Below are 22,121 nucleotides of genomic sequence, written 5' to 3'. Positions count from 1 at the left end.
TTTTAATCTTTTCGCCTTTCGGCGTGGATAGTGTCTTGCGAGTGCCCACACAGATTGTCTGATTCAGTTGTTAAAGAGCGTGGCAACCGGGAAGGCTCTTCCGGGTTGCGAGGCTGCGTATCTTACGCTTTTCGCCTCGAGAGTCAAGCGTTTATTTTCGCTTTTCTCTCACTGCCCTCAGCGGCTTGCTTCAGCTCAGCGTCGGTCAGTGGTGGCGCATTATAGGGAGTTTTACGGATGTGACAATAGTTTTTTTCAAAAAAAATTACCGTTTGCTGCATTACACAGCAAAACCCCTATTTATACCATGTTAAACACAGAGTTATTCACAATTTTATATTTCGGCAAAATTTGTCGAGCATCACGCAAACGTTTGCGCTACAATCGTCGAGGTAAAAATCACCACATGATTTTTTTAGATTGTTTTGAAATGTTATTGCAGAAGCTCTTTTTCCCTCTCAATGAGAGGTTTTTCTCAATAACACATACTTGTTTTATGAAATTCAAGGGATCACACCAATGCAACAGCTTCGTCCAATCCGTCGTGCCCTGCTGAGTGTTTCTGACAAAGCGGGGGTTGTTGAATTTGCCAAGGCCTTATCCAGTCGAGGTGTTGAACTACTTTCAACAGGCGGTACCGCTCGCCTGCTGTCTGAAGCCGGGCTAAACGTCACCGAAGTTTCAGACCATACAGGATTCCCTGAAATGATGGATGGACGGGTGAAAACGCTGCATCCCAAAATTCATGGTGGTATTTTGGGTCGTCGTGGGCTGGACGATGAAGTGATGACGCAACATCAAATTGCGCCGATAGATATGGTTGTCGTTAACCTTTATCCTTTTGCACAGACCGTCGCAAAACCGGGCTGCTCTCTGGAGGATGCCATCGAGAACATTGATATCGGTGGCCCGACAATGGTTCGCTCTGCGGCCAAAAACCACAAGGACGTCGCGATTGTTGTCAACAATCAGGATTACGGCAAAATTCTTGAAGAGATGGATAGCCACCAAAACTCACTGACACACGCTACTCGTTTCGACTTGGCCATCAAGGCATTTGAACATACCGCAGCTTACGACAGCATGATTGCCAATTACTTTGGTAAATTGGTCGCTCCTTATCATGGCGATACTGACCAACCATCCGGACGCTTCCCCCGCACCCTGAATTTGAACCTCATTAAAAAGCAAGATATGCGTTATGGCGAGAACAGCCATCAGGATGCTGCTTTCTATATAGAAGAACAAATTGCTGAAGCATCGATTGCTACAGCAACTCAGTTACAAGGCAAGGCACTCTCATATAATAATATTGCAGATACAGATGCCGCATTGGAATGTGTAAAAGCCTTTTCTGAGCCGGCGTGTGTGATTGTCAAACACGCCAACCCTTGCGGTGTTGCCGCCAGTGCTGATATTCATGCAGCTTATGATCTGGCGTTCAAAACCGATCCGACCTCTGCGTTCGGCGGCATCATTGCATTTAACCGTGCACTGGATGCAAATACTGCCAAGTCCATCATTGAGCGCCAATTTGTTGAAGTCATTATCGCACCTTCTATTGATGAAGCGGCCCTGCCCATTCTGGCAACCAAGCAAAATGTCCGTGTTCTGGCGTGTGGTGAATGGCATTCCCCTGTTGCAGGGCTCGATTTCAAACGTGTCAACGGTGGATTGCTGGTACAAGACCGTGATTTAGGTATGGTCGCCGAAAATGATCTGCGAGTCGTCACCAAACGTCAGCCAACAGCACAGGAAATGCAAGATGCGCTGTTTTGCTGGAAAGTGGCGAAGTTCGTTAAATCCAATGCCATTGTTTACGCCAAGAATAATATGACGATTGGTATCGGCGCTGGGCAAATGAGCCGCGTTTACTCCGCGAAGATAGCAGGCATTAAGGCAGCAGATGAAGGATTGGAAGTTCAAGGCTGCGCCATGGCCTCCGATGCTTTCTTCCCATTCCGGGACGGCATTGATGCCGCGGCCGCAGTGGGTGTGAGTTGCGTTATCCAGCCGGGTGGTTCCATTCGTGATGATGAAGTCATTGCGGCGGCTGATGAGCACGGGATTGCTATGATCTTCACAGGCATGCGCCATTTCCGTCATTAACACCTTCTGCTTTATCTTTATATAGGAGTCTTGGATGAACATATTGATTATTGGCAGTGGCGGGAGAGAGCATGCATTGGCATGGAAAGCGGCACAATCACCTTTGGCAGATAAGGTATATGTCGCACCGGGCAATGCAGGCACAGCGTTGGAAGCGAATTTGGAAAACGTGGAGATTGCTGCAACCGATATTGATGGATTGCTGAAGTTTGCCCAAAGCCACGATATCGGTCTGACCATTGTTGGGCCTGAAGCGCCCTTGGTGATAGGGATTGTTGATGCGTTCCAGCAAGCGGGGTTGACCATCTTTGGTCCGACACAAGCAGCGGCTCAGTTGGAAGGTTCCAAAGCTTTCACCAAGGATTTTCTGGCTCGCCATCATATTCCTACTGCGGCCTATCAAAATTTCACTGAAATCAACCCCGCGCTGGCTTATTTAGAAAAGGCAGGCGTTCCCATTGTCATTAAAGCGGATGGCTTGGCGGCGGGTAAAGGTGTTGTCGTTGCAATGACCATGGAAGAAGCCCAAAGCGCCATCAACGATATGCTGGCTGGTAATGCATTTGGTGATGCCGGGCATCGCATTGTCATCGAAGAATTTCTGGATGGCGAAGAAGCCAGTTTTATCGTCATGGTGGATGGCAAAAACGTGGTTCCTATGGCGACCAGCCAAGATCACAAACGTGTAGGCGATGGTGATACCGGCCCGAATACCGGAGGAATGGGGGCTTACTCACCGGCACCCGTCGTCACGGATGAAATCCACCAGCGCGTCATGGAGAAAATCATTTATCCCACGGTAGAAGGAATGGCGGCCGAAGGGCATACCTATGTTGGCTTCCTTTATGCAGGTTTGATGATTGACAAGCAAGGCGAGCCAAAAATCATCGAATTTAACTGCCGTTTTGGTGATCCCGAAACACAACCTATTATGATGCGTCTGCGCTCTGATTTGGTTGAGCTGTGTCTTGCTGGTGCCAAAGGGCAATTGGACGGAAAAATCTCTTCATGGGATCCCCGTCCTGCACTGGGCGTCGTACTGGCGGCTGGCGGCTATCCGGCCAGTTATGCCAAGGGAGATATTATCAATGGCTTAATTCAGGATGAAAGCGCCGATAAAAAAGTCTTCCACGCAGGAACTCATTTTGAGGAAGGAAATATTGTTACTGCTGGCGGGCGGGTTTTATGTGTCACCGCCTTAGGCAATGACATTAAAGATGCGCAAGGAAAAGCATACCAGAGAGCCGAGCACATCCACTGGGACGGGTGTTTTTACCGCAAAGACATCGGCTATCGGGCCATTGAACGTTTGAAATAGGCACGTTTGAAATAGGCACGTTCGCAATAAATCAGCCTGAACTGGCGAAAGTTAGAGTTTATCTTTCGTCGGTTCCCAACGGCAAAAATCATCATTGGCGACCAATAACAACTGATTTCCTTTGGCTGAATCCAGCCATGCGATGGTCAATGGGCCGGAGCTGTTGCCTTGTCTCTCCGCCAGCCATTTTTGGTCAGAAGGCCCGAATTCAACAGGTTCTTGTTTCCCTGAACAGGCGGTAACTTGACCATGCTGCCAATGCCCTTGCAGCAATTTAACATTGCCTGCAATCAAGGAATCGCTGGTGTCTTTTATTTGTTTGGCATCAAGCCGCAAACGCAAGAGATCATCGTCAGTAAGTATTTCATTGTGATCTTTTAATTGCCGCAACTTGAAAATGACTGAATTATTTTGGTCGATACGCAACGTTTCTGCTATCGGCGCATCTTCCATTGGAGAATTGCCAAGCACATTGCGGCGGATCTGCCATAAATTGCCGTGGCGGTATTCATAGAAAGTAACGGTGGTATCGTTATTAAGGTAGGGGCTGTAAACACTCATAATAACTTGAGGTTTGCCGTTTTGATCATTCAAGCGCCATAAACGAACAACGCCGCCGTCAGTTACAAAACCACTGGCACTGAAAAGTGGGATGTTGTTTGATTGAATCGAACAGGCGCTGAGCAAAGAGATGAACCCTAATGCTAACAGCCCCTGTAGAATCAACAAAAGGGGTTTTGATTTTCCCCCTCTTATTTTTTTTCGCAATGCAATTATTTAACTGCGTCTTTCAGGGCTTTACCAGCTGAGAAAGCAGGTACGTTTGCTGCCGCAATTTTAATTTCTTTACCGGTCTGTGGGTTACGGCCAGTACGCTCTGCACGGTGATTAACTTTGAAAGTACCAAAGCCAACCAACTGCACTGCATCACCACTTTTCAGAGATTCGGTGATTGCATTCAAAGTTGACTCCAGAGCAGCTTTAGCCTGAGTTTTAGTCAGATCTGCGCCTGCTGCAATTGCATCAACTAATTCGGTCTTATTCATAGATTATCCTTACAGTGTGTTTATCGTTTGCAAAGCATCGAGTGCGACGGATATGCCGATTTGACAGCACCCCTGCATACACGCACCGATAGCCACTTCTTTTCACCCCCCAATGTAAAACAGAGTGAGGGCAAATGTGAAGCCTTTAAATACGGCAAATCAAGCACTAAGTCACGTTTTATATGTTACTGCGCCAAATTTATGCCGATGTTGCTAACCCCCGCCTCGCGGAGATCAGCCTTTAATCCTTTAATCAATTCAATGTCCCGCTCTTCGCAATCAGCTAATAAGCGGAAAATCTCCCACTGAATATCCCACTCTTCCTCAATGGCAGGTAATACTTTTAATTCATCCTCGGTCATTTCCCTACCAGCCTGCGTCATTTCCAGCATGGCAACAGTACGGATGGATATTTCACTGACGGCTATTGCATGTTCTAGCGTCGAGCCACTCAGACGAGAATGAATTGCTTCACCCAATGCAATGCACGCATCAATCGCTGGATACACACCATAAATATCATAATTCTCTGATGAGGGGATGATGGTTTCCAATTTTTCCAGCTGATTATCAAAATTCACTTTTGCATCTTTGACGACCAAAATCTCCCACACCAAATCTAGAATTCGGCGATACAAGGCGGGATCTGTAAACTCGCTTTGGTGACAAAACACCTGATAATTTGGATACATCCGCTCACATAGACTAGCCATAAAAGTCAAATGTTGCCAACTTTCGAGTTTCTCCAATCTCAGGTGGATCGGGTTTCTTAACATTGGTCGTTACTCATGATGCCTAATTTGCGTCGAAGTTTACCTGAAAATCAAGAATATCCACACATTTCCGCCACAATTATAGATTTTTCTGTATTGTTTGCTTAAAAAACGGTCTATTTGAGGCGATCCCATCCGCCCAACGAGTCGGTTCTGGCAGCCTATAACCCCTCATGCACTGCTCAACCCAGTACGTGGCACTCTCAATACTTATCCGGTGGCCAATGGAAATATAGAGAGGATTGCATCTTTTTTTGCTACGTAATACGACGCCAATCTGCTCTCCGTGATCCATCAACGGCTGCCAGCTTCCCGGAGCCTCTCCCACAGGTTCATGTTCACCACACAAACGGCTTTTCGCCACTCCGATTGTCGGAGTATCCACCAACAACCCAAAATGGCTGGCGATCCCAAAACGCCGGGGATGGGCAATTCCCTGACCATCGACCATGAGCAAATCAGGCCGCTGCTTTAATGTCTTCCATGCAGCAATCAATGCAGGATATTCACGAAATGAGAGTAAGCCGGGAATATAAGGGAGTACCGTATCGACTTTGGCAATTTGATACTCAACCAGTTCAAGGGAGGGATAATGCAATATCGCGATGGCGGCGCGGGTTACCGCACCGCCATTTTCAAATCCGACATCAGCACCCGCGATAAACTTTGGGGTAAAATTCGGTGTCAATGTTGTAGAAAAGAGATCGTGGCGGATAACCAGCCGTGATTTTTCTATCTGTTCCTGACGTAGTGCCTTTGTATCAATCATAATTTTATTGATGATATTTTGCTGAAAGCCGATGAACGGCCTCAACAAACACACCAGCATGCTCTGGTGGAACATCCTGGTGAATGCCGTGCCCCAAATTGAAAACGTGCCCACTGCCAGCCCCGAAGTCCTGCAAGATAGTCGAAACTTCTTCTTCGATTCGTGCCGGTTGGGCATATAGCATGGAGGGATCCATATTCCCCTGCAACGCTACCTTATCCCCGACACGGCGACGCGCGTCAGCAATATTCGTTGTCCAATCCAACCCTAGCGCATCACACCCTGTTGCCGCCATCGCCTCAAGCCACTGGCCTCCCCCTTTGGTAAACAGGGTAACAGGCACACGGCGACCTTCATGCTCACGGATCAATCCATCCACGATTTTATGCATATATTGCAAAGAAAATTCCAGATAATCGCGATGGGACAACACACCACCCCAAGTATCGAAAATCATGACAGATTGAGCGCCCGCTTTTATCTGCGCGTTCAAATATAGAATAACGCTGTTTGCCAATTTATCCAGTAGCATATGCAATGTGGCAGGCTCTGCATACATCATGGCCTTAATTTTGGTGAAAGCTTTACTGCTTCCCCCTTCAACCATATACGTTGCCAGTGTCCACGGGCTGCCAGAAAAACCGATCAGGGGCACTTCCCCTGCCAGCGCCTTGCGGATGGCACGCACCGCATTCATGACATATCCCAGCTCTTGCTCTGGATCTGGCACAGGCAACTTTGCCACATCGGCATAATTCATAATCGGAGAATGGAAACGTGGCCCTTCTCCCGCTTCAAAATAGAGGCCCAGCCCCATAGCATCGGGAATAGTCAAGATATCGGAAAATAAGATAGCCGCATCCAGCGGGAAACGACGCAAAGGTTGAAGCGTGACTTCACAAGCCAGCTCAGTGTTTTTGCACAATGAGATGAAATCTCCCGCCTCCTGACGCGTAGCTTTATATTCAGGTAAATACCGACCGGCCTGACGCATCATCCATACAGGTGTAATATCAACAGGCTGACGCAATAAGGCACGCAGATAGCGGTCGTTTTTCAACTCATTCATGACAGGCTCCCTTGATTATCAACAAAAAGCGCCCGCATGATAACACGTCGGAAACCGAACTTCCGTCGTGACTACCAATAAATATCCCCCCGTGTTTCAAATCGCCTTTTAGATGAAAAAAATTTATGTACAGAATCACAAAATTCGTAACAAGGACTATGCACGCTGATCAATCGCGACCATGATGTTAACTCAATGTTATACAAGTGTTATACCGAAGCAGCATCGTTGCGCAATGCCATAACCCCTCATTAGTTCGCACCTTAGTTAATCGTTGGATAGATTGTTTACGTTAGTTAATTGACTGTGGTTAATCGACTGTATCAAAACGCTTATGACGTTATTTTCATTGATAAATAACCTATTAGATCCACATGGAGGAATTTCGACTAATGCGCTTATCTATTTTAGTACTGTCTATTGGCTTGGCACTGGGCACTCAGGCGCAGGCCGAAGAGAATAAACCGGGTTCTGGCCACTCAAACGCATCAAGTGCTCAGATAAAGGAACTGAATGTGACCAATGACGCGAACCAACAATACAAAAACCCTTTCCTCTCCCCGAGTGTACTGCCGTTTCAGGCACCTCCATTCGATAAAATAAAAGAGACAGACTATGCGCCAGCCATTGCGGTGGGTATTAAGCAAAAACTGGAGGAAATAGAGAAGATCGCCAACAATCCAGCCCCTCCTGATTTTGAAAATACATTTGCCGCACTGGAAAAATCGGGTGAAACACTGGCACGGGTGATGAACGTATTTTGGGCGATGTCCTCCTCTAACACCACGGATGGATTACAAAAGCTGAACGAAGAAGTTTCACCCAAAATGGCAGCGATGAATGATGAAATGATGTTGAACGACAAGCTGTTCAACCGCATCAAAACCATTTACCAACAGCTCGATACATTGAATCTGGATCCGGAATCACGTCGATTGGTAGAAGTGACATATAAGAATTTCGAGTTAGCAGGAGCCAACCTGTCTGATGCGGATAAAGCCAAATTAAAGGCGTTGAACCAAGAAGCCGCTTCACTCAGTACCCAGTTTAGCAACAAGCTGCTGGCGGCAACCAAAAATGGGGCGCTGACGATCAAAGACAAAAATTTGCTGGCCGGTCTGTCTGATGGAGAAATTGCCGCGGCTGCACACGCGGCCAGTGAACGCAAGCTGGACAAACAGTGGCTGCTGGCATTGCAAAACACCACTCTGCAACCCAGCCTGCAAGACCTGAAAAATCGCGATACGCGCAAGGCATTATTTGAAGCATCGTGGAACCGGGCTGAAAGAAGTGACAATACTGACACACGTCAGACCTTGGCCCGGTTAGCGAAAGTGCGTGCAGAAAAGGCCAAGCTGCTGGGTTTTGCTGACTTTGCATCGTGGAAACTCCAAAACCAGATGGCAAAAACGCCTGAAGCCGCCTTGAAATTTTTGCGAGATATCGTACCGGCGGCAACCGCACGCGCTAAAAATGAAGCCAAAGACATTCAGGCCGTAATTGATCAACAGAAAGGAAACTTCAAACTGGAGGCTTGGGATTGGCCGTTTTACGCCGAGCAGGTACGCAAAGCAAAATATGATTTGGATGAATCTCAGATTAAACCTTATTTCGAGATTAATAACGTTTTGAACAATGGTGTGTTCTATGCCGCCAATCTGCTGTATGGCATTACCTTTAAAGAACGCAAAGACATTCCGGTTTATCAGCCCGATGTTCGCGTGTATGAAATTTTCGATAAAAACGGAGAACCGCTAGCGCTGTTTTATACCGATTACTATACACGTGACAACAAAAATGGCGGTGCTTGGATGAGTACTTTTGTCGACCAATCCCACCTCCTCGGAACCAAGCCAGTCATTTACAACGTGACCAATTTTACCAAACCTGCACCGGGCCAACCCGCCCTCTTGTCGTATGATGACGTAGTTACCATGTTCCATGAGTTTGGGCATGCCCTGCATGGCATGTTTGCCTCCCAGGAATATCCGAGCCTGTCCGGCACTAGTACCGCCCGTGATTTTGTGGAATTCCCCTCACAATTGAATGAGTTTTGGGCACAAGATCCAAAAGTGTTTGCCAATTACGCCAAACATTACCAAACGGGTGAAGCCATGCCGCAAGCGCTGGTGGATAAGATCAATAAAGCTGAAAAATTCAACTCCGGTTATGCCATGACTGAGTTGCTGTCAGCGGCGTTGCTGGATATGCACTGGCATACACTGACCGCAGATCAGCCACAGCAGGATGTGGACAAGTTTGAAGCCAGCTCACTGAAGCAAGACAACATTGCTCTCAGCTACGTGCCGCCTCGCTATCGTTCCAGCTACTTCAAGCACATTTGGGGTGGCGGTTATGCTGCCGGTTATTATGCTTATCTGTGGACGAAAATGCTGTCAGACGATGCTTTTGCCTGGTTTACCGAACATGGTGGCTTGACGCGAGAGAACGGGCAGATTTTCCGCGATAAAATATTGTCGCGTGGCAATAGTGAAGACTTGGAAAAACTGTATATCAACTGGCGCGGCAAACCACCAAGCATTGAACCGATGCTGAAAAATCGGGGGCTATAAAGAATAAAACCAACCCGCTGATATATCCTAAGCCCTCGCCCAATACAGGCGAGGGTTTTTATTTTTAACATCGCGTTGCTACGCGTAATTAGTTGGTGAAAATCAATCGTCAGTGAAAAGAAAATCAGTGGGTCAAGACACTGAACAACTTATCTTATCGCGCGATTAACCTCACTGCTGACGACACAGCGCCACCGTATCTTCAATTAAACGGCGGGCAATCGTATCAGAGGAAGGGATAAAGGGAAGGTTGTCGTAGTGATACCAATCTGCACTGACAAGCTCCACCGGATCAACGGTAATTTCACCGCTGTCATAATCGGCCAGAAATCCCACCATCATTGAGTTAGGAAAAGGCCAGGGTTGCGATGTAACATAACGCAAGTTACGGATCTTAATCCCGCTCTCTTCCATCACTTCACGATGTACGGCTTCTTCCAATGTTTCACCGACTTCAACAAATCCGGCAAGTACACTGTGCATGCCATTTTTACTGCGCTGATGCTGTGCCAGCAAAATATGGTCATCGCGACGGATACCAACAATAATGCTGGGGGCAATTTGCGGGTAGTAACGCTCGTTGCAATGGCTGCACAGACAAGCCCATTCGTGCTGGCTATGCTGCATTTCATGGCCACAATAGCCACAATAGTGGTGTGAACGATAAAATTCAGCTAATTGAACACCACGCCCGACTAATTGAAACAATTTAACATCCCTGTCAGCCATCAGACGGGAAGAAGACATATCTGAAGCCATTTTATGGCGAACTAGCCAAACAGTTTCTCCCTGCCACTCACCAATAGGTTGCGCGATATGACCTTGCAATGACCAGTGTTCAGCAGTACCTGACGGCAACTCTCCCTGTGGCAGCCACACTCGATTTTCAAGACTGACAATCCACCAGCCTTGTTCTATACCGGTTAATTTCTGTTGCATTATCTGTTCCATCATGAGTTATGCCATCGTCGTTATGGCGTTATGGCGTTTGTTCACATCCAGCATACTCTTTTCATTATCTCCCGTCTGCAATCTGTTACATTAGCCAAACTAATAAATGTTTATCAAAGGAATAGCCGACATGCCACAGCAAATTGCCGTATTTGATCTGGATGAAACACTGATTTGTGGAGATTCCAGTCAGTTATGGACTCAATATCTATGGGAGAAAAAAATCATCACTGATCCCCGTTTTCTTGAAGCCGATCAGGAGATGATCATTGACTACAATGCAGGCAAGCTGGATATGCACAAATATCTGGCATTTTGCTTGCAGGCTCTGCATCAGGTTCCCCATGAACAGGTAGACATTTGGCTGACAGATTTTGTCGATACTAAAATCAGGCCGTTGTTTTATCCCGCTGCCCTGCAACAACTGGAAATTTACCGACAACAACACATCCCCATCATTATTATTTCCGCCACCGTTTCATTTGTAGTGAAGAAAATTGCGGAGGCATTTGGCGTACAAGCCGCACTGGGGATTGATATGGTGATGGAAGAGGGTTGCTATACTGGCACTATTCAGGGGATCCCCGCTTTCCGTGAAGGAAAAGTGACTCGTTTAAAGCATTGGCTCGCAGAACATGCTTTATCACCACAACATATTTCATTCTACACCGATTCCATCAATGACCTGCCCATGTGCTTATTCGCTGATGAAGTATTTACTGTCAATGCTGACCCCAGATTACAATCAGAAGCCGATGCACGTGGATGGAGGGCATTGAATTGGTCGTTGCAACTAGACTAGCCCCACAACCACACTAAAGGTTGTAGTTTTTATAATCCTCTTTATACTCTGGGGTGTTTTTCTTGTCGGAGTGCCTAGCGTTCAGCGTATATCACGGTGGACACGGGCTGAGACCGTTTATTCGGGATCCGCAGAACCTGATCGGGCTAATACCCGCGAAGGGAACAAGAGTAATCATCCCGCTGCCAGTATCACGTACCTCTACACCCAGTACAAATACTCATCAGCATTAAGCATTACTCCCTGCGAGCTCCAGACAAGCAATTTTCTCAACTCATCACAGTCAGGAATTTGCTATGTCTAATGCTATTAATAAAAACCGTACTATTTCTACCACCCAAAACAGCGCCATCTCCACCCCTGATATCATCCCTGCAACGGATCTTTCCCCTAAAGCTCCTCCGGCCCGGACTCGTAAAGCCCAACGGGACGCCGCACAGGAATTTATCAATTCGATCCAAGGCGTGGCATTTCCCAATTCACGTCGTATTTATCTGGAAGGATCACGCAAGGACATTCAGGTTCCGATGCGGGAAATCCAGCTTTCACCAACATTAATCGGCGGCACAAAAGAGCATCCTCAATTTGAGGAAAATGAATCTGTACCCGTTTATGACACCTCCGGCCCTTATGGCGATCTTGAATCCACACTGGATGTCCAAGTAGGTTTGCAAAAACTCCGCCAGACATGGATTGATGAGCGCAATGATACTGAGTCTGTTTCCGCTCTCAGTTCCGATTTCACCCAACAGCGCCTTGCGGATGCCGGGCTGGATCACCTGCGCTTTCACCATCGCCCGCATCCACGGAAAGCCAAGCAAGGCCAGTGCGTTACCCAATTGCATTATGCGCGCCAAGGGATCATCACGCCGGAAATGGAATTTATCGCCCTGCGCGAAAATATGGGTCGCGAACGTATCCGTGGTGAAGTTCTGCTCCAGCAACATCCGGGGCAAAATTTTGGCGCTAATTTACCGGAAAACATCACACCCGAGTTTGTCCGCCAAGAAGTTGCCGCCGGTCGTGCGATTATTCCCGCCAACATTAACCACCCCGAATCCGAGCCAATGATTATCGGCCGCAATTTTCTGGTGAAAGTGAATGCCAATATTGGTAATTCTTCCGTCACATCCTCAATTGAGGAAGAAGTTGAAAAACTGATTTGGTCTACCCGCTGGGGCGCAGATACCGTCATGGATCTCTCTACCGGGCGCTACATCCACGAAACCCGTGAATGGATACTGCGCAACAGCCCGGTGCCCATCGGAACCGTCCCGATTTACCAAGCGCTGGAAAAAGTCAACGGCGTAGCAGAAAACCTGACATGGGAAATGTTCCGCGATACATTACTGGAGCAGGCAGAACAAGGAGTGGATTATTTCACCATTCATGCCGGTGTACTGCTGCGTTATGTCCCGATGACAGCCAAGCGTCTGACAGGGATTGTTTCCCGTGGTGGTTCCATCATGGCGAAATGGTGCCTCTCCCATCATCAGGAAAATTTCCTCTACACCCACTTCCGCGAAATCTGTGAAATCTGTGCCGCTTATGACGTTTCCCTTTCCTTAGGAGATGGCCTGCGTCCGGGTTCCATTCAAGATGCCAATGATGAAGCGCAGTTTTCTGAACTGCATACTCTCGGTGAACTGACCAAAATCGCTTGGGAATACGATGTTCAGGTTATGATTGAAGGGCCGGGGCATATCCCGATGCAATTAATCCGCCGCAATATGACGGAAGAGCTGGAACATTGCCACGAAGCGCCATTCTATACCTTGGGGCCATTGACGACAGATATCGCTCCCGGTTATGACCATTTCACCTCCGGCATCGGCGCTGCCATGATTGGCTGGTTTGGATGTGCCATGCTGTGTTATGTCACCCCCAAAGAGCATCTTGGCTTACCTAACAAGGAAGATGTCAAACAGGGACTGATTACTTATAAAATCGCGGCTCATGCGGCAGATCTTGCCAAAGGCCATCCCGGCGCCCAAATCCGCGACAATGCCATGTCAAAAGCCCGTTTTGAGTTCCGTTGGGAAGATCAATTCAATCTGGCGCTCGATCCTGAAACAGCCCGTTCTTACCACGATGAAAGCCTGCCGCAAGAATCCGGCAAAGTGGCCCATTTCTGCTCTATGTGTGGGCCAAAATTCTGCTCCATGAAGATCACGCAAGATGTGCGGGATTACGCAGCAAAACTGGAGAAAGAAGCAGGAATGGAACATATGTCAGAAGAATTCCGCGCCCGTGGCAGTGAACTCTATCACCGTGTAGAAAAAAGTACGGCGGAGGTGAGCCATGCAAGGCCAAACCATGAAAAATCAGCCTGACGCATCAGCGCCCCAACTTGCTCCTTTTGCCCCAACAGCACATCGTTTAGGGCTGTATCCTGTCGTGGATTCCCTGACATGGATTGAGCGATTATTGGAAGCAGGTGTCAGAACCCTGCAACTGCGCATCAAAGATAAATCGGAAGAACAGGTAGAGAAAGACATTCAATCCGCCATCGCACTCGGCCAGCACTACCATGCCCGCTTATTCATTAACGATTATTGGCAACTGGCTATCAAACACCGTGCCTACGGTGTGCATTTAGGGCAGGAAGATCTGGATACCGCCGATCTCAGTGCCATCCAGCAAGCGGGGCTGCGTCTGGGGATTTCCACCCATGACCAACATGAACTGGCGCGGGCGAAATCCCTGCGCCCCTCATATATTGCTCTGGGGCATATTTTTCCCACTACGACGAAAGAAATGCCTTCATCGCCACAGGGGCTTGAAGCGCTCAGGCATCAAGTGGATATCACGCCGGAATTCCCCACAGTCGCCATCGGCGGCATCTCACTGGAACACGTACCGGATGTGGTTGCAACGGGCGTTGGCGGCGTGGCATTGGTCAGTGCCATCACAAAAGCAAAAGACTGGCGGCAGGTAACAGCCAGATTACTTCATTTGGTTGAAGGTCAAGATCGGGGGCTTTTATGTTAAATGATCAAGAATTTATGCGTTACAGTCGCCAGTTGCTATTGGAAGACATTGGCCCAGAAGGACAGGAAAAATTAAAAGCCAGCAAGGTGCTGATCGTCGGACTCGGTGGATTGGGCGCGCCTGCGGCACTCTATCTTGCGGCTGCGGGTGTAGGAAATCTTTATCTTGCCGATGATGACGAATTACACATCTCAAATCTGCAACGTCAAATTCTCTATCGAACAACGGATATTCCTGCCAATAAAGCGCAATTGGCCGCCCAAAAACTGGCTGATTTAAATCCGCTGGTTACGATAACAAAATTGACCGAGCGGCAAGATCACGCATCTTTGATTCACGCCGCCAATCAGGTCGATTTAGTGCTGGATTGCAGCGACAACATGTCAACCCGCCATGCAATAAATGCAGCCTGCATCGAGACAAACAAACCGCTTATCAGCGGCAGTGCCGTTGGTTTCAGCGGGCAACTCATGGTATTCGAGCCGCCTTACCAGCATGGCTGCTATGCCTGCCTGTATCCAGACCAAGAAGAGCCTCAGCGCAATTGCCGGACGGCCGGAGTATTAGGTCCCATTGTGGGTGTGATTGGCACATTGCAATCATTGGAAGCAATCAAAATGCTGGCAGGGCTTCCTTCTCCTTTGAGTGGAAAGCTCCGGTTATTTGATGGCAAACAGCAGAGCTGGAGCACATTGCAGCTCACCCGTTCATCACAGTGCCCGATTTGCCAGTCGCTTGCCGAAAACGCCGTCATCGCAAAAGACGGTATCGACATGGCTGCAAGCGGAATAAACAAGGCAGGAAAAGAAGTCGCATGAACATCATTGTCAACGATCAACCGATCACACTCAGTGCGCCCCTCACAATCCAGCAATTGCTTGAACACTTACAGCGCACGCAATCTGGCACCGCTCTGGCCGTTAATCAGACGATTATTCCGCGCTCAGAGTGGCATATCCATCAGATTAATGACGGGGACAATATCTTGCTGTTTCAGGCCATCGCTGGTGGCTGATATCGTTGGAGGCTCATTATGTTAAAGATTGCTGATACCCACTTTCACTCTCGCCTGTTCACCGGAACAGGCAAATTCGCCAATGCAGAATTAATGATCGAAGCGATCCGCGCCTCTGGCAGCCAATTAGTGACTATGGCGATGAAACGCATCGACCTGCATGGTAATGACGATGGCATTCTCGCGCCACTGCAACAGTTAGGCGTCAAACTACTGCCCAATACTTCTGGTGCCAAAACTGCGGAAGAGGCTATATTCGCCGCCCGCCTTGCTCGGGAAGCTCTAGGCACTGACTGGGTTAAACTCGAGATCCATCCCGACGTCAAATACCTGCTGCCCGATCCGGTTGAAACGCTGAAAGCTGCGGAGCAATTAGTAAAGGAAGGATTTATCGTCCTGCCTTACTGCGGCGCAGATCCCGTTCTGTGCCGACGGCTGGAAGAAGTTGGCTGTGCAGCTGTCATGCCATTGGGAGCGCCCATTGGCTCCAACAAGGGGTTGCTGACCCGTGACTTTCTGCAAATTATCATTGAGCAGGCCAGTGTTCCCGTTGTTGTTGATGCCGGAATCGGAGCACCGAGCCACGCATTGGCAGCTATCGAAATGGGGGCGGATGCCGTATTGGTCAACACGGCCATCGCGGTTGCCCGCCATCCGGTCAAAATGGCTCAGGCGTTCAAAACCGCCATTGAAGCCGGAGAACTTTCACATCAGGCCGGCGTAGCGAGCCAAAAATCCTACGCAGAAGCCTCCAGCCCGCTGACCGATTTTCTGGAGGCATTATGACAAGCAACACATTTCGTCAGCACTGGGAACAACTGGATTGGGATGACATCACCCTGAGCATCAACAGTAAAACATCCCGGGACGTTGAACATGCCCTGACCCGAGAACGTCTGACACCCGACGATTTCATGGCTTTGCTCTCCCCCGCAGCGCTGCCTTATCTTGAACCACTAGCCCAACGCGCCCAACAGCTAACCCGCCAACGCTTTGGCAATACTGTGGGATTTTTTATCCCACTTTACCTTTCCAATCTATGTGCCAACGACTGTACTTATTGTGGCTTCTCCATGAGTAACCACATTAAACGCAAGACACTAAATGAACAGGAAATAGAAGCGGAGTGCCTCGCTCTGAAAAAACAGGGGTTTGAGCATATTCTGCTGGTAACCGGAGAGCACCAGAATAAAGTTGGCATGGATTACTTTCGCCGCTATTTACCCCTGATACATCGCCATTTCAGCTCTGTGACAATGGAAGTCCAACCGCTGGCGCAAGACGAGTATGCAGAGCTGAAAACATTGGGACTGGATGGCGTAATGGTCTACCAAGAAACCTATCATCAACCCAGCTACCAATTGCATCACTTGAAAGGTAAAAAACAGGATTTTCACTGGCGGCTGGAAACGCCAGAACGTCTTGGGCGAGCCGGAGTCGATAAAATTGGGCTGGGGGCATTGATAGGGCTTTCCCACAATTGGCGAACTGATTGTTATATGGTGGCAGAGCATCTGCTGTTCCTGCAAAAGCATTTCTGGAAAAGCCGTTATTCCATTTCTTTCCCGCGGTTGCGCCCCTGTGCTGGCGGTATTGAACCGGCTTCAACGATGAATGAAGCGGAGTTGGTGCAACTGATTTGCGCTTTCCGCCTACTGGCACCGGATGTGGAACTTTCCCTCTCTACCCGTGAATCCCCCTTCTTTCGGGATAATGTCGTACCGCTGGCTATCAATAACATCAGCGCCGGTTCCAAAACCCAACCGGGTGGTTATGCCGATGACCATCACGAATTGGAGCAATTTGCGCCTCACGATAATCGCTCTGTATCTCAGGTTGCCAACGCTTTGGTTAAATCCGGTTTACAACCGGTCTGGAAAGATTGGGACAGTTATTTAGGTCGGTAACTATCTTGAGAAATCGTTATTTGAAGCGCTGCGACGGCAGCATTTCACTTTTAATGTTAATGCGCAAAAATAAGGCCACAATGAGATAAAAAGCCATTAATAGGTCATAAAATACACATTATACGCGTCGTACTTCAAGGTGCATGTATTATCATCCCGCGACGCGGGATGATAATACGTTGCTTCCTGAAACTTGGAGTTAATAGGGTATACACCAATGGATAACAAAGTTAGATTATGCGTATATAAATGCACATAAAAATAAAAAAAGCAGATAATGGGTAAATATATGCACATACTATAATCAAAGCATCATGAGAGGTATGATACTGTTGTAAGCAAATTTCATTTATCAGCCTGACTCAGTAAAAATCGTCATAGAGGGGAACATTCAGATGATCAGACATGTTACTTTCAGTGAAATCAAAAAACAGCAGGAAGAACTTGGGCATCGCCTTCGTCAAGCTCGCCTTAATAAGAATATCAAACAGCAAACATTATCCGACGCCATAGGTGTTAACCGCCGTATCATCAGTAATGCAGAAAAAGGCCATGCATCCCTTGAGACTGTACTGCTCATCCTTAATGCCCTCAACTTGACGGAACAACTCGATCTCTTCATTCCCCCACAGCCACTATCCCCTGTCCAGTTGGCAAAAATGCAAGGCCATATCCGGCAAAGGGCAACTGGTGAGCAACAGGAAACAGATACAAAAAACTCGGTTGGAGCTAATGAAGGGGCAGACTGGTGAATGAATTCATCAAAATTAAATATCAAGGTATAGATGTCGGTGCTGTCGCCTTTGATGTAGAAAAAGGCCTCGGATCATTTGAATATGAACGTTCTTTTATAGAGAGAGGATTAAATCTGGCTCCACTGAAAATGCCTCTTAAACAGGCAGATTCAGGCAAGATATTCATGTTTCCCAATTTGAATTATGACACTTTCCGTGGCCTGCCCGGAATGCTCGCCGATTCACTACCTGATGATTTTGGTAATGCCGTCCTCAATTCTTGGCTCGCCAGACAAGGCAAAAACCCAGCAAATATTACCCCTCTGCAACGCCTGCAATATACAGGAAAACGTGGCATGGGCGCTTTAGAATACTATCCTTCCAATACCAAAATAAAAGGCTTAAATTCTTCACAAAATGTTGCCTTAGCAGAACTCGTCAAGGTTGCACAATCTGTATTGGATACACGCCACCACTTTCATGCTGAACTGCCACATAATGGAACTGAAGATGCAGAAGCAATGAAACACCTGTTACAAGTAGGTATGAGTGCCGGCGGAGCAAGGCCCAAGGCTGTTCTTGCATTCAATGAAACCTTCACAGCAGTCAGATCTGGACAGGTAGAAGTACCAGAGGGGTTTACACACTATCTTATGAAATTTGATGGTGTATCAGAGCATCATCAGGGGAAAGAGACTTTCGGCGATCCCATGGGATATGGTGCCATGGAATACGTCTATTATCTGATGGCAACCAACGCAGGCATTAATATGGCACCTTCCCGGTTACTCAATGAAGGGGAGAGACGCCATTTTTTAACCCAGCGTTTTGATAGGGTAGGCAACAAAAAAATTCATATGCAGACCCTTAATGCTATTGCACATGTGGACTACAAAAAACCCGGACTCTATTCCTATTATGAATTGTTTCATGTCGTACGCGAACTCCAATTAAGCTTCAAAGAGGCTGACCAACTCTTCCGCAGAATGGTATTCAATGTGATCGCCAGAAATCACGATGATCACTCAAAGAACTTTGCTTTTCTAATGGATAACGAAGGAAAATGGCGTCTCTCACCAGCATATGACCTTGCCTACAGCTACAAACCCGGGAGCAAATGGGTTAACAGCCACTGGATGACAATTAACAACAAGAGAGACAATTTCGTCCGGGAAGATTTCTATTCCTTTGAGGATACATCCCGACGCTTTACTAAGAAGTACGTTAATGAATTGCTGGAAGAAATCAAAGAGAGTGTTTCTCTTTGGCCCAAGTTAGCCAAAGAGAATGAAGTTCCAATATCACTGATTGAAGAAATTAATTCCAACCTTCGCCTAAATTTTTAGTGGAGCCATTATTTTTTAATGAAACCACTAAGTTAAATCATGCAGGTGTTTATTCATTGATGACGTCAGCCTGAAATCGGAGAATTTCACCTGCAATCCTTCACGCTCAGGGGAACAGCACATAGCCCCGACAAAAATACGCTGCTGCTCGCCAACCACAAAAGGAGACAATCGCAGTAGCGGCCATGTCACTCCATCAGTGGAATACTGCAAGCGGATAACATTGTCACCATAAGTGAGACGTAACCAGAATTTCTCCGGATTGCCCGGAAAAAGCCCCATCGCCCAGTCAGATCCCTCATTCGTCAGCACACTACCAATCGTAGCCTGCCCGTCAGAGTACTCAATTCCTGCCTTCAGCCAATGTTGTTCATCCACCAGCAGCATGATGCCTGCCTGATCATACAATTGCTCGAATTGGGCTTCGATGCACAATTGGAGGGTAAAACCTTCATCAAATTCAAAATCATCAATATTGCCACCAAATACGTGACCACTATGACGCTGAAAGCCATACCATGTATTACGCCAGAAATCGGTTTTATTATCTGTCGTGACATGAAGCGCACCATCCTGAGACTGCCATGCGGCAGGCTCATTCAACCAATGACATTGCTGCAAATTCATCAATCTTTATCCCGTTATTTCTTGGTAGGGTTAATCAAGCCATATCCCGCTAACAATGAAAGAGAAAGCACAGCAATACAAGCAAACGCACCATGCAGTGTGACTTGATGAGCCAAACCACCGATAATTGCTGGCCCAAGCAGAATGCCTGAATACCCCATTGTCGAGATGGCCGAAACCGCCAACGCATCAGGCATCACTTTTTGTTGGCCTGAAGCAGTGAAAAACATCGGGGCCAAATTAGATAGCCCAGCACCTATCATCAGAAAAGAAATGCCTAGCTGAACCATACCCGTTGCCAGATAAATCAGGAAAAACCCCGATGTTGCCAATATCGCACTTCCCAAAAACACACGCCGATAACCGAATGCAGCAATGATCCTGTCACCCAGAAAGCGCCCGCATGTCATGGTAATGGCAAACAAAGTATAGCCAAAGCCAGCCTGATGACTGTCCATATTATGCACACTACTTAGCAAGATCCCACTCCAATCCAACATGGAACCTTCCATTAAATAAACAATAAAGCAGAGAGTGCCAATCAGGATAACAATGCCATGCGGCAAGACGAAAAATGGCGTTTCTTCTGTTTCAGTGTTATCCAGCAACCCATTCCACGCCGGCAACAGCAACAAAATGACAAGTAGCGCTACCACGATAGTGACATGAAGAGGTGGAACTTCCATAAACAACATGAGGCTGACAGACCCCGCACCTGCGATGCCCCCCAAGCTGAACAATGCATGGAAACCCGACATGATTGGCTGGTGTGCTTTTTTCTCAATGTTTACTGCATGGATATTGATAACGACATCTGACGCCCCGATACCCGCACCGAACACAAACAAAGCGCAGGCCAGTGCCACTGGCGTTGAGAGAACACTCAGCAGCGGTAAGATCAAAATTGCCAGCAACGCAAAGAAAGTAAAAATTTTTCGGCAACCATAACGGGTCGCCAACATGCCAGCAATGGGCATCATAATGAAAGAGCCGATACCAAATACTAATATCAACACGCCCATTGAACCATCACTCATGCCCAGACGATCTTTTACCAACGGGATCAGCGGAGCCCAACTTGCAATACTGAATCCCGCAATAAAAAATGCGATCCGCGTTGCCGTCATAGGCTGTTTTATCGATGAAACGGTATATTCCTCAGTCAATTTATACCTCCAAACTCTGACTGCCAAACTTCATCCACCCAAGCGATATTCGCTATTCGCTAAGTTAATTACACTTGAAATCATATCCACTAAAGATGCCCTCCACCTACTTTGGCGAAGGGCATTAAATGGACATCCACTATTGTTTAAAAAACACTAAAAATATTTAAAAACACTAGAAAAAAATGCTTGCAAGAAATGCTCACAAAAGTATCACATTAACCTGTCCTTGATTTCAGCAAACTGAGGAATATCGGCTAACGTCACAATAATGCTAGAGGCCTGCTCATATTGTTCTCCCACTGATAGAGCATGGGGCCAGGCATATATCCACGGAATGCCTGCTTGTTTTGCCGCAGCAATTCCCAAATCTGTATCTTCAATCACTAATGTCTGCCGAATATCCATCGCTTTTAGTTTCAGCATTGCCAGATAGGGATCCGGAAACGGCTTGGTTTTTTCCACATCATCGCCAGAAATCAAGGCTGGTGGCTCATGTAGCGCCAACAAGCTCAGGTTAGCCAGACATACATCCCGTGGAGCAGTAGAAACGAAACCAAAATTAACGCCGTTCTCTTGCAAGGCAGCAATTAAATTAGCTATCCCGGGACGAAGATAATGTGCAGACAACTTTTCTTGATAGTGCGAAATAATCCTTGAGGTAACCTCTGGCTGCATTGATGATGGGCAGCCAATTTCATCTAACGTTTCTGTCAGGCTTAATCCAATTAATTCCTCCGGCTGGATACTCCCCAATTGACTTGGTGCCTGCTCACCCAATACATCAGAAACCACATCAATCAACACATCAAAGTGTAGCTGTTCACTATCGACAATGACGCCATCAATATCAAAAATGACGTTCATTCCATTCATCACATTCAAGCCATTCATTACATTCAAACTATTCATCGCATTCACACTA

At 47.3% G+C, this 22,121-nt stretch carries 21 protein-coding genes and 1 riboswitch; of the genes, 12 read left to right on the top strand and 9 right to left on the bottom strand.

The features are described 5' to 3' along the window. The first annotated feature begins 519 nt into the window (after positions 1 to 519). Positions 520 to 2,109 (top strand): bifunctional phosphoribosylaminoimidazolecarboxamide formyltransferase/IMP cyclohydrolase, encoded by a 1,590-nt coding sequence (gene purH, locus BM100_RS18430; RefSeq protein ID WP_092513635.1) that lies wholly within the window; start codon positions 520 to 522, stop codon positions 2,107 to 2,109. A 34-nt stretch (positions 2,110 to 2,143) separates the two neighbouring features. After that, a complete protein-coding gene (gene purD / locus BM100_RS18425; RefSeq protein WP_092513633.1) occupies positions 2,144 to 3,427 on the top strand; it encodes a phosphoribosylamine--glycine ligase in 1,284 nt (427 codons plus the stop codon). Between the two features lie 51 nt (positions 3,428 to 3,478). Here the strand turns inward: purD and BM100_RS18420 are convergent, their stop codons facing one another. The 5 genes from BM100_RS18420 to hemE form a co-directional block, all read right to left on the bottom strand. Then, on the bottom strand, positions 3,479 to 4,150 hold the full coding sequence (locus BM100_RS18420) for a DUF1481 domain-containing protein (RefSeq protein ID WP_244590682.1): 672 nt from the start codon (positions 4,148 to 4,150) through the stop codon (positions 3,479 to 3,481). 50 nt (positions 4,151 to 4,200) lie between these two features. Then, complete coding sequence (gene hupA, locus BM100_RS18415; protein ID WP_086114022.1) at positions 4,201 to 4,473, bottom strand: nucleoid-associated protein HU-alpha; 273 nt, start codon at positions 4,471 to 4,473, stop codon at positions 4,201 to 4,203. 185 nt (positions 4,474 to 4,658) lie between these two features. Continuing rightward, positions 4,659 to 5,249, bottom strand: coding sequence for a YjaG family protein (locus BM100_RS18410; RefSeq protein WP_092513631.1), 591 nt, complete (start codon positions 5,247 to 5,249; stop codon positions 4,659 to 4,661). Between the two features lie 76 nt (positions 5,250 to 5,325). Next, positions 5,326 to 6,015, bottom strand: a complete 690-nt coding sequence (nfi, locus tag BM100_RS18405) for a deoxyribonuclease V (RefSeq protein WP_211284513.1) — start codon at positions 6,013 to 6,015, stop codon at positions 5,326 to 5,328. A 4-nt stretch (positions 6,016 to 6,019) separates the two neighbouring features. After that, positions 6,020 to 7,084 carry a uroporphyrinogen decarboxylase gene (gene hemE, locus BM100_RS18400; RefSeq protein WP_092513627.1) on the bottom strand — a complete coding sequence of 355 codons (1,065 nt, stop codon included), beginning with the start codon at positions 7,082 to 7,084 and terminating at the stop codon, positions 6,020 to 6,022. Between the two features lie 392 nt (positions 7,085 to 7,476). Here hemE and dcp point away from each other — a divergent pair, with 392 nt between their 5' ends. Next, complete coding sequence (dcp, locus tag BM100_RS18395; protein WP_092513625.1) at positions 7,477 to 9,657, top strand: peptidyl-dipeptidase Dcp; 2,181 nt, start codon at positions 7,477 to 7,479, stop codon at positions 9,655 to 9,657. Between the two features lie 171 nt (positions 9,658 to 9,828). Here dcp and nudC read toward each other — a convergent pair whose 3' ends face one another. Further along, positions 9,829 to 10,596: an NAD(+) diphosphatase gene (gene nudC, locus BM100_RS18390; RefSeq protein ID WP_175494979.1), complete on the bottom strand. Its 768-nt coding sequence runs from the start codon at positions 10,594 to 10,596 to the stop codon at positions 9,829 to 9,831. 142 nt (positions 10,597 to 10,738) lie between these two features. Between nudC and BM100_RS18385 the strand changes: the two genes are divergently transcribed. The 9 genes from BM100_RS18385 to BM100_RS18345 all read left to right on the top strand — a co-directional run bounded on the left by BM100_RS18385 (position 10,739) and on the right by BM100_RS18345 (position 19,403). Beyond that, entirely contained in the window at positions 10,739 to 11,410 is a 672-nt protein-coding gene (locus tag BM100_RS18385) for an HAD family hydrolase (RefSeq protein WP_092513623.1), read from the top strand. A gap of 56 nt (positions 11,411 to 11,466) precedes the next feature. Next, positions 11,467 to 11,591: riboswitch (TPP riboswitch) on the top strand. Positions 11,592 to 11,706: 115 nt separating this feature from the next. Further along, positions 11,707 to 13,743 (top strand): phosphomethylpyrimidine synthase ThiC, encoded by a 2,037-nt coding sequence (thiC, locus tag BM100_RS18380; protein ID WP_420855328.1) that lies wholly within the window; start codon positions 11,707 to 11,709, stop codon positions 13,741 to 13,743. Continuing rightward, on the top strand, positions 13,727 to 14,401 hold the full coding sequence (gene thiE / locus BM100_RS18375) for a thiamine phosphate synthase (RefSeq protein ID WP_092513639.1): 675 nt from the start codon (positions 13,727 to 13,729) through the stop codon (positions 14,399 to 14,401). Before thiC ends, thiE begins: the two co-directional genes overlap by 17 nt. After that, complete coding sequence (locus tag BM100_RS18370) at positions 14,395 to 15,219, top strand: HesA/MoeB/ThiF family protein (protein WP_092513621.1); 825 nt, start codon at positions 14,395 to 14,397, stop codon at positions 15,217 to 15,219. The genes thiE and BM100_RS18370 overlap by 7 nt, the downstream gene beginning before the upstream one ends. Continuing rightward, positions 15,216 to 15,416: a sulfur carrier protein ThiS gene (thiS, locus tag BM100_RS18365; protein ID WP_092513619.1), complete on the top strand. Its 201-nt coding sequence runs from the start codon at positions 15,216 to 15,218 to the stop codon at positions 15,414 to 15,416. Before BM100_RS18370 ends, thiS begins: the two co-directional genes overlap by 4 nt. Positions 15,417 to 15,434: 18 nt before the next feature. Then, a complete protein-coding gene (locus tag BM100_RS18360; protein ID WP_092513617.1) occupies positions 15,435 to 16,202 on the top strand; it encodes a thiazole synthase in 768 nt (255 codons plus the stop codon). Further along, entirely contained in the window at positions 16,199 to 17,323 is a 1,125-nt protein-coding gene (gene thiH, locus BM100_RS18355) for a 2-iminoacetate synthase ThiH (protein ID WP_092513615.1), read from the top strand. The genes BM100_RS18360 and thiH overlap by 4 nt, the downstream gene beginning before the upstream one ends. Positions 17,324 to 17,718: 395 nt before the next feature. Then, on the top strand, positions 17,719 to 18,075 hold the full coding sequence (locus BM100_RS18350) for a helix-turn-helix transcriptional regulator (RefSeq protein ID WP_092513613.1): 357 nt from the start codon (positions 17,719 to 17,721) through the stop codon (positions 18,073 to 18,075). After that, positions 18,072 to 19,403, top strand: a complete 1,332-nt coding sequence (locus BM100_RS18345; protein WP_338066841.1) for a type II toxin-antitoxin system HipA family toxin — start codon at positions 18,072 to 18,074, stop codon at positions 19,401 to 19,403. Before BM100_RS18350 ends, BM100_RS18345 begins: the two co-directional genes overlap by 4 nt. Positions 19,404 to 19,430: 27 nt before the next feature. On the opposite strand, the gene BM100_RS18340 is transcribed toward BM100_RS18345, so the two are convergent. From BM100_RS18340 to BM100_RS18330, 3 genes are all read right to left on the bottom strand, one after another. Next, entirely contained in the window at positions 19,431 to 20,030 is a 600-nt protein-coding gene (locus BM100_RS18340; RefSeq protein ID WP_092513609.1) for a DUF1349 domain-containing protein, read from the bottom strand. 14 nt (positions 20,031 to 20,044) lie between these two features. Continuing rightward, entirely contained in the window at positions 20,045 to 21,196 is a 1,152-nt protein-coding gene (locus BM100_RS18335) for an MFS transporter (protein ID WP_092513607.1), read from the bottom strand. Positions 21,197 to 21,409: 213 nt separating this feature from the next. Continuing rightward, positions 21,410 to 22,072 (bottom strand): HAD family hydrolase, encoded by a 663-nt coding sequence (locus BM100_RS18330; RefSeq protein ID WP_092513637.1) that lies wholly within the window; start codon positions 22,070 to 22,072, stop codon positions 21,410 to 21,412. Between the last annotated feature and the right edge of the window lie 49 nt (positions 22,073 to 22,121).

It is taken from the genome of Xenorhabdus mauleonii (genome assembly GCF_900113945.1).
GTDB lineage: Bacteria > Pseudomonadota > Gammaproteobacteria > Enterobacterales > Enterobacteriaceae > Xenorhabdus > Xenorhabdus mauleonii.
This window is presented reverse-complemented; position numbering and strand designations above follow the sequence as displayed.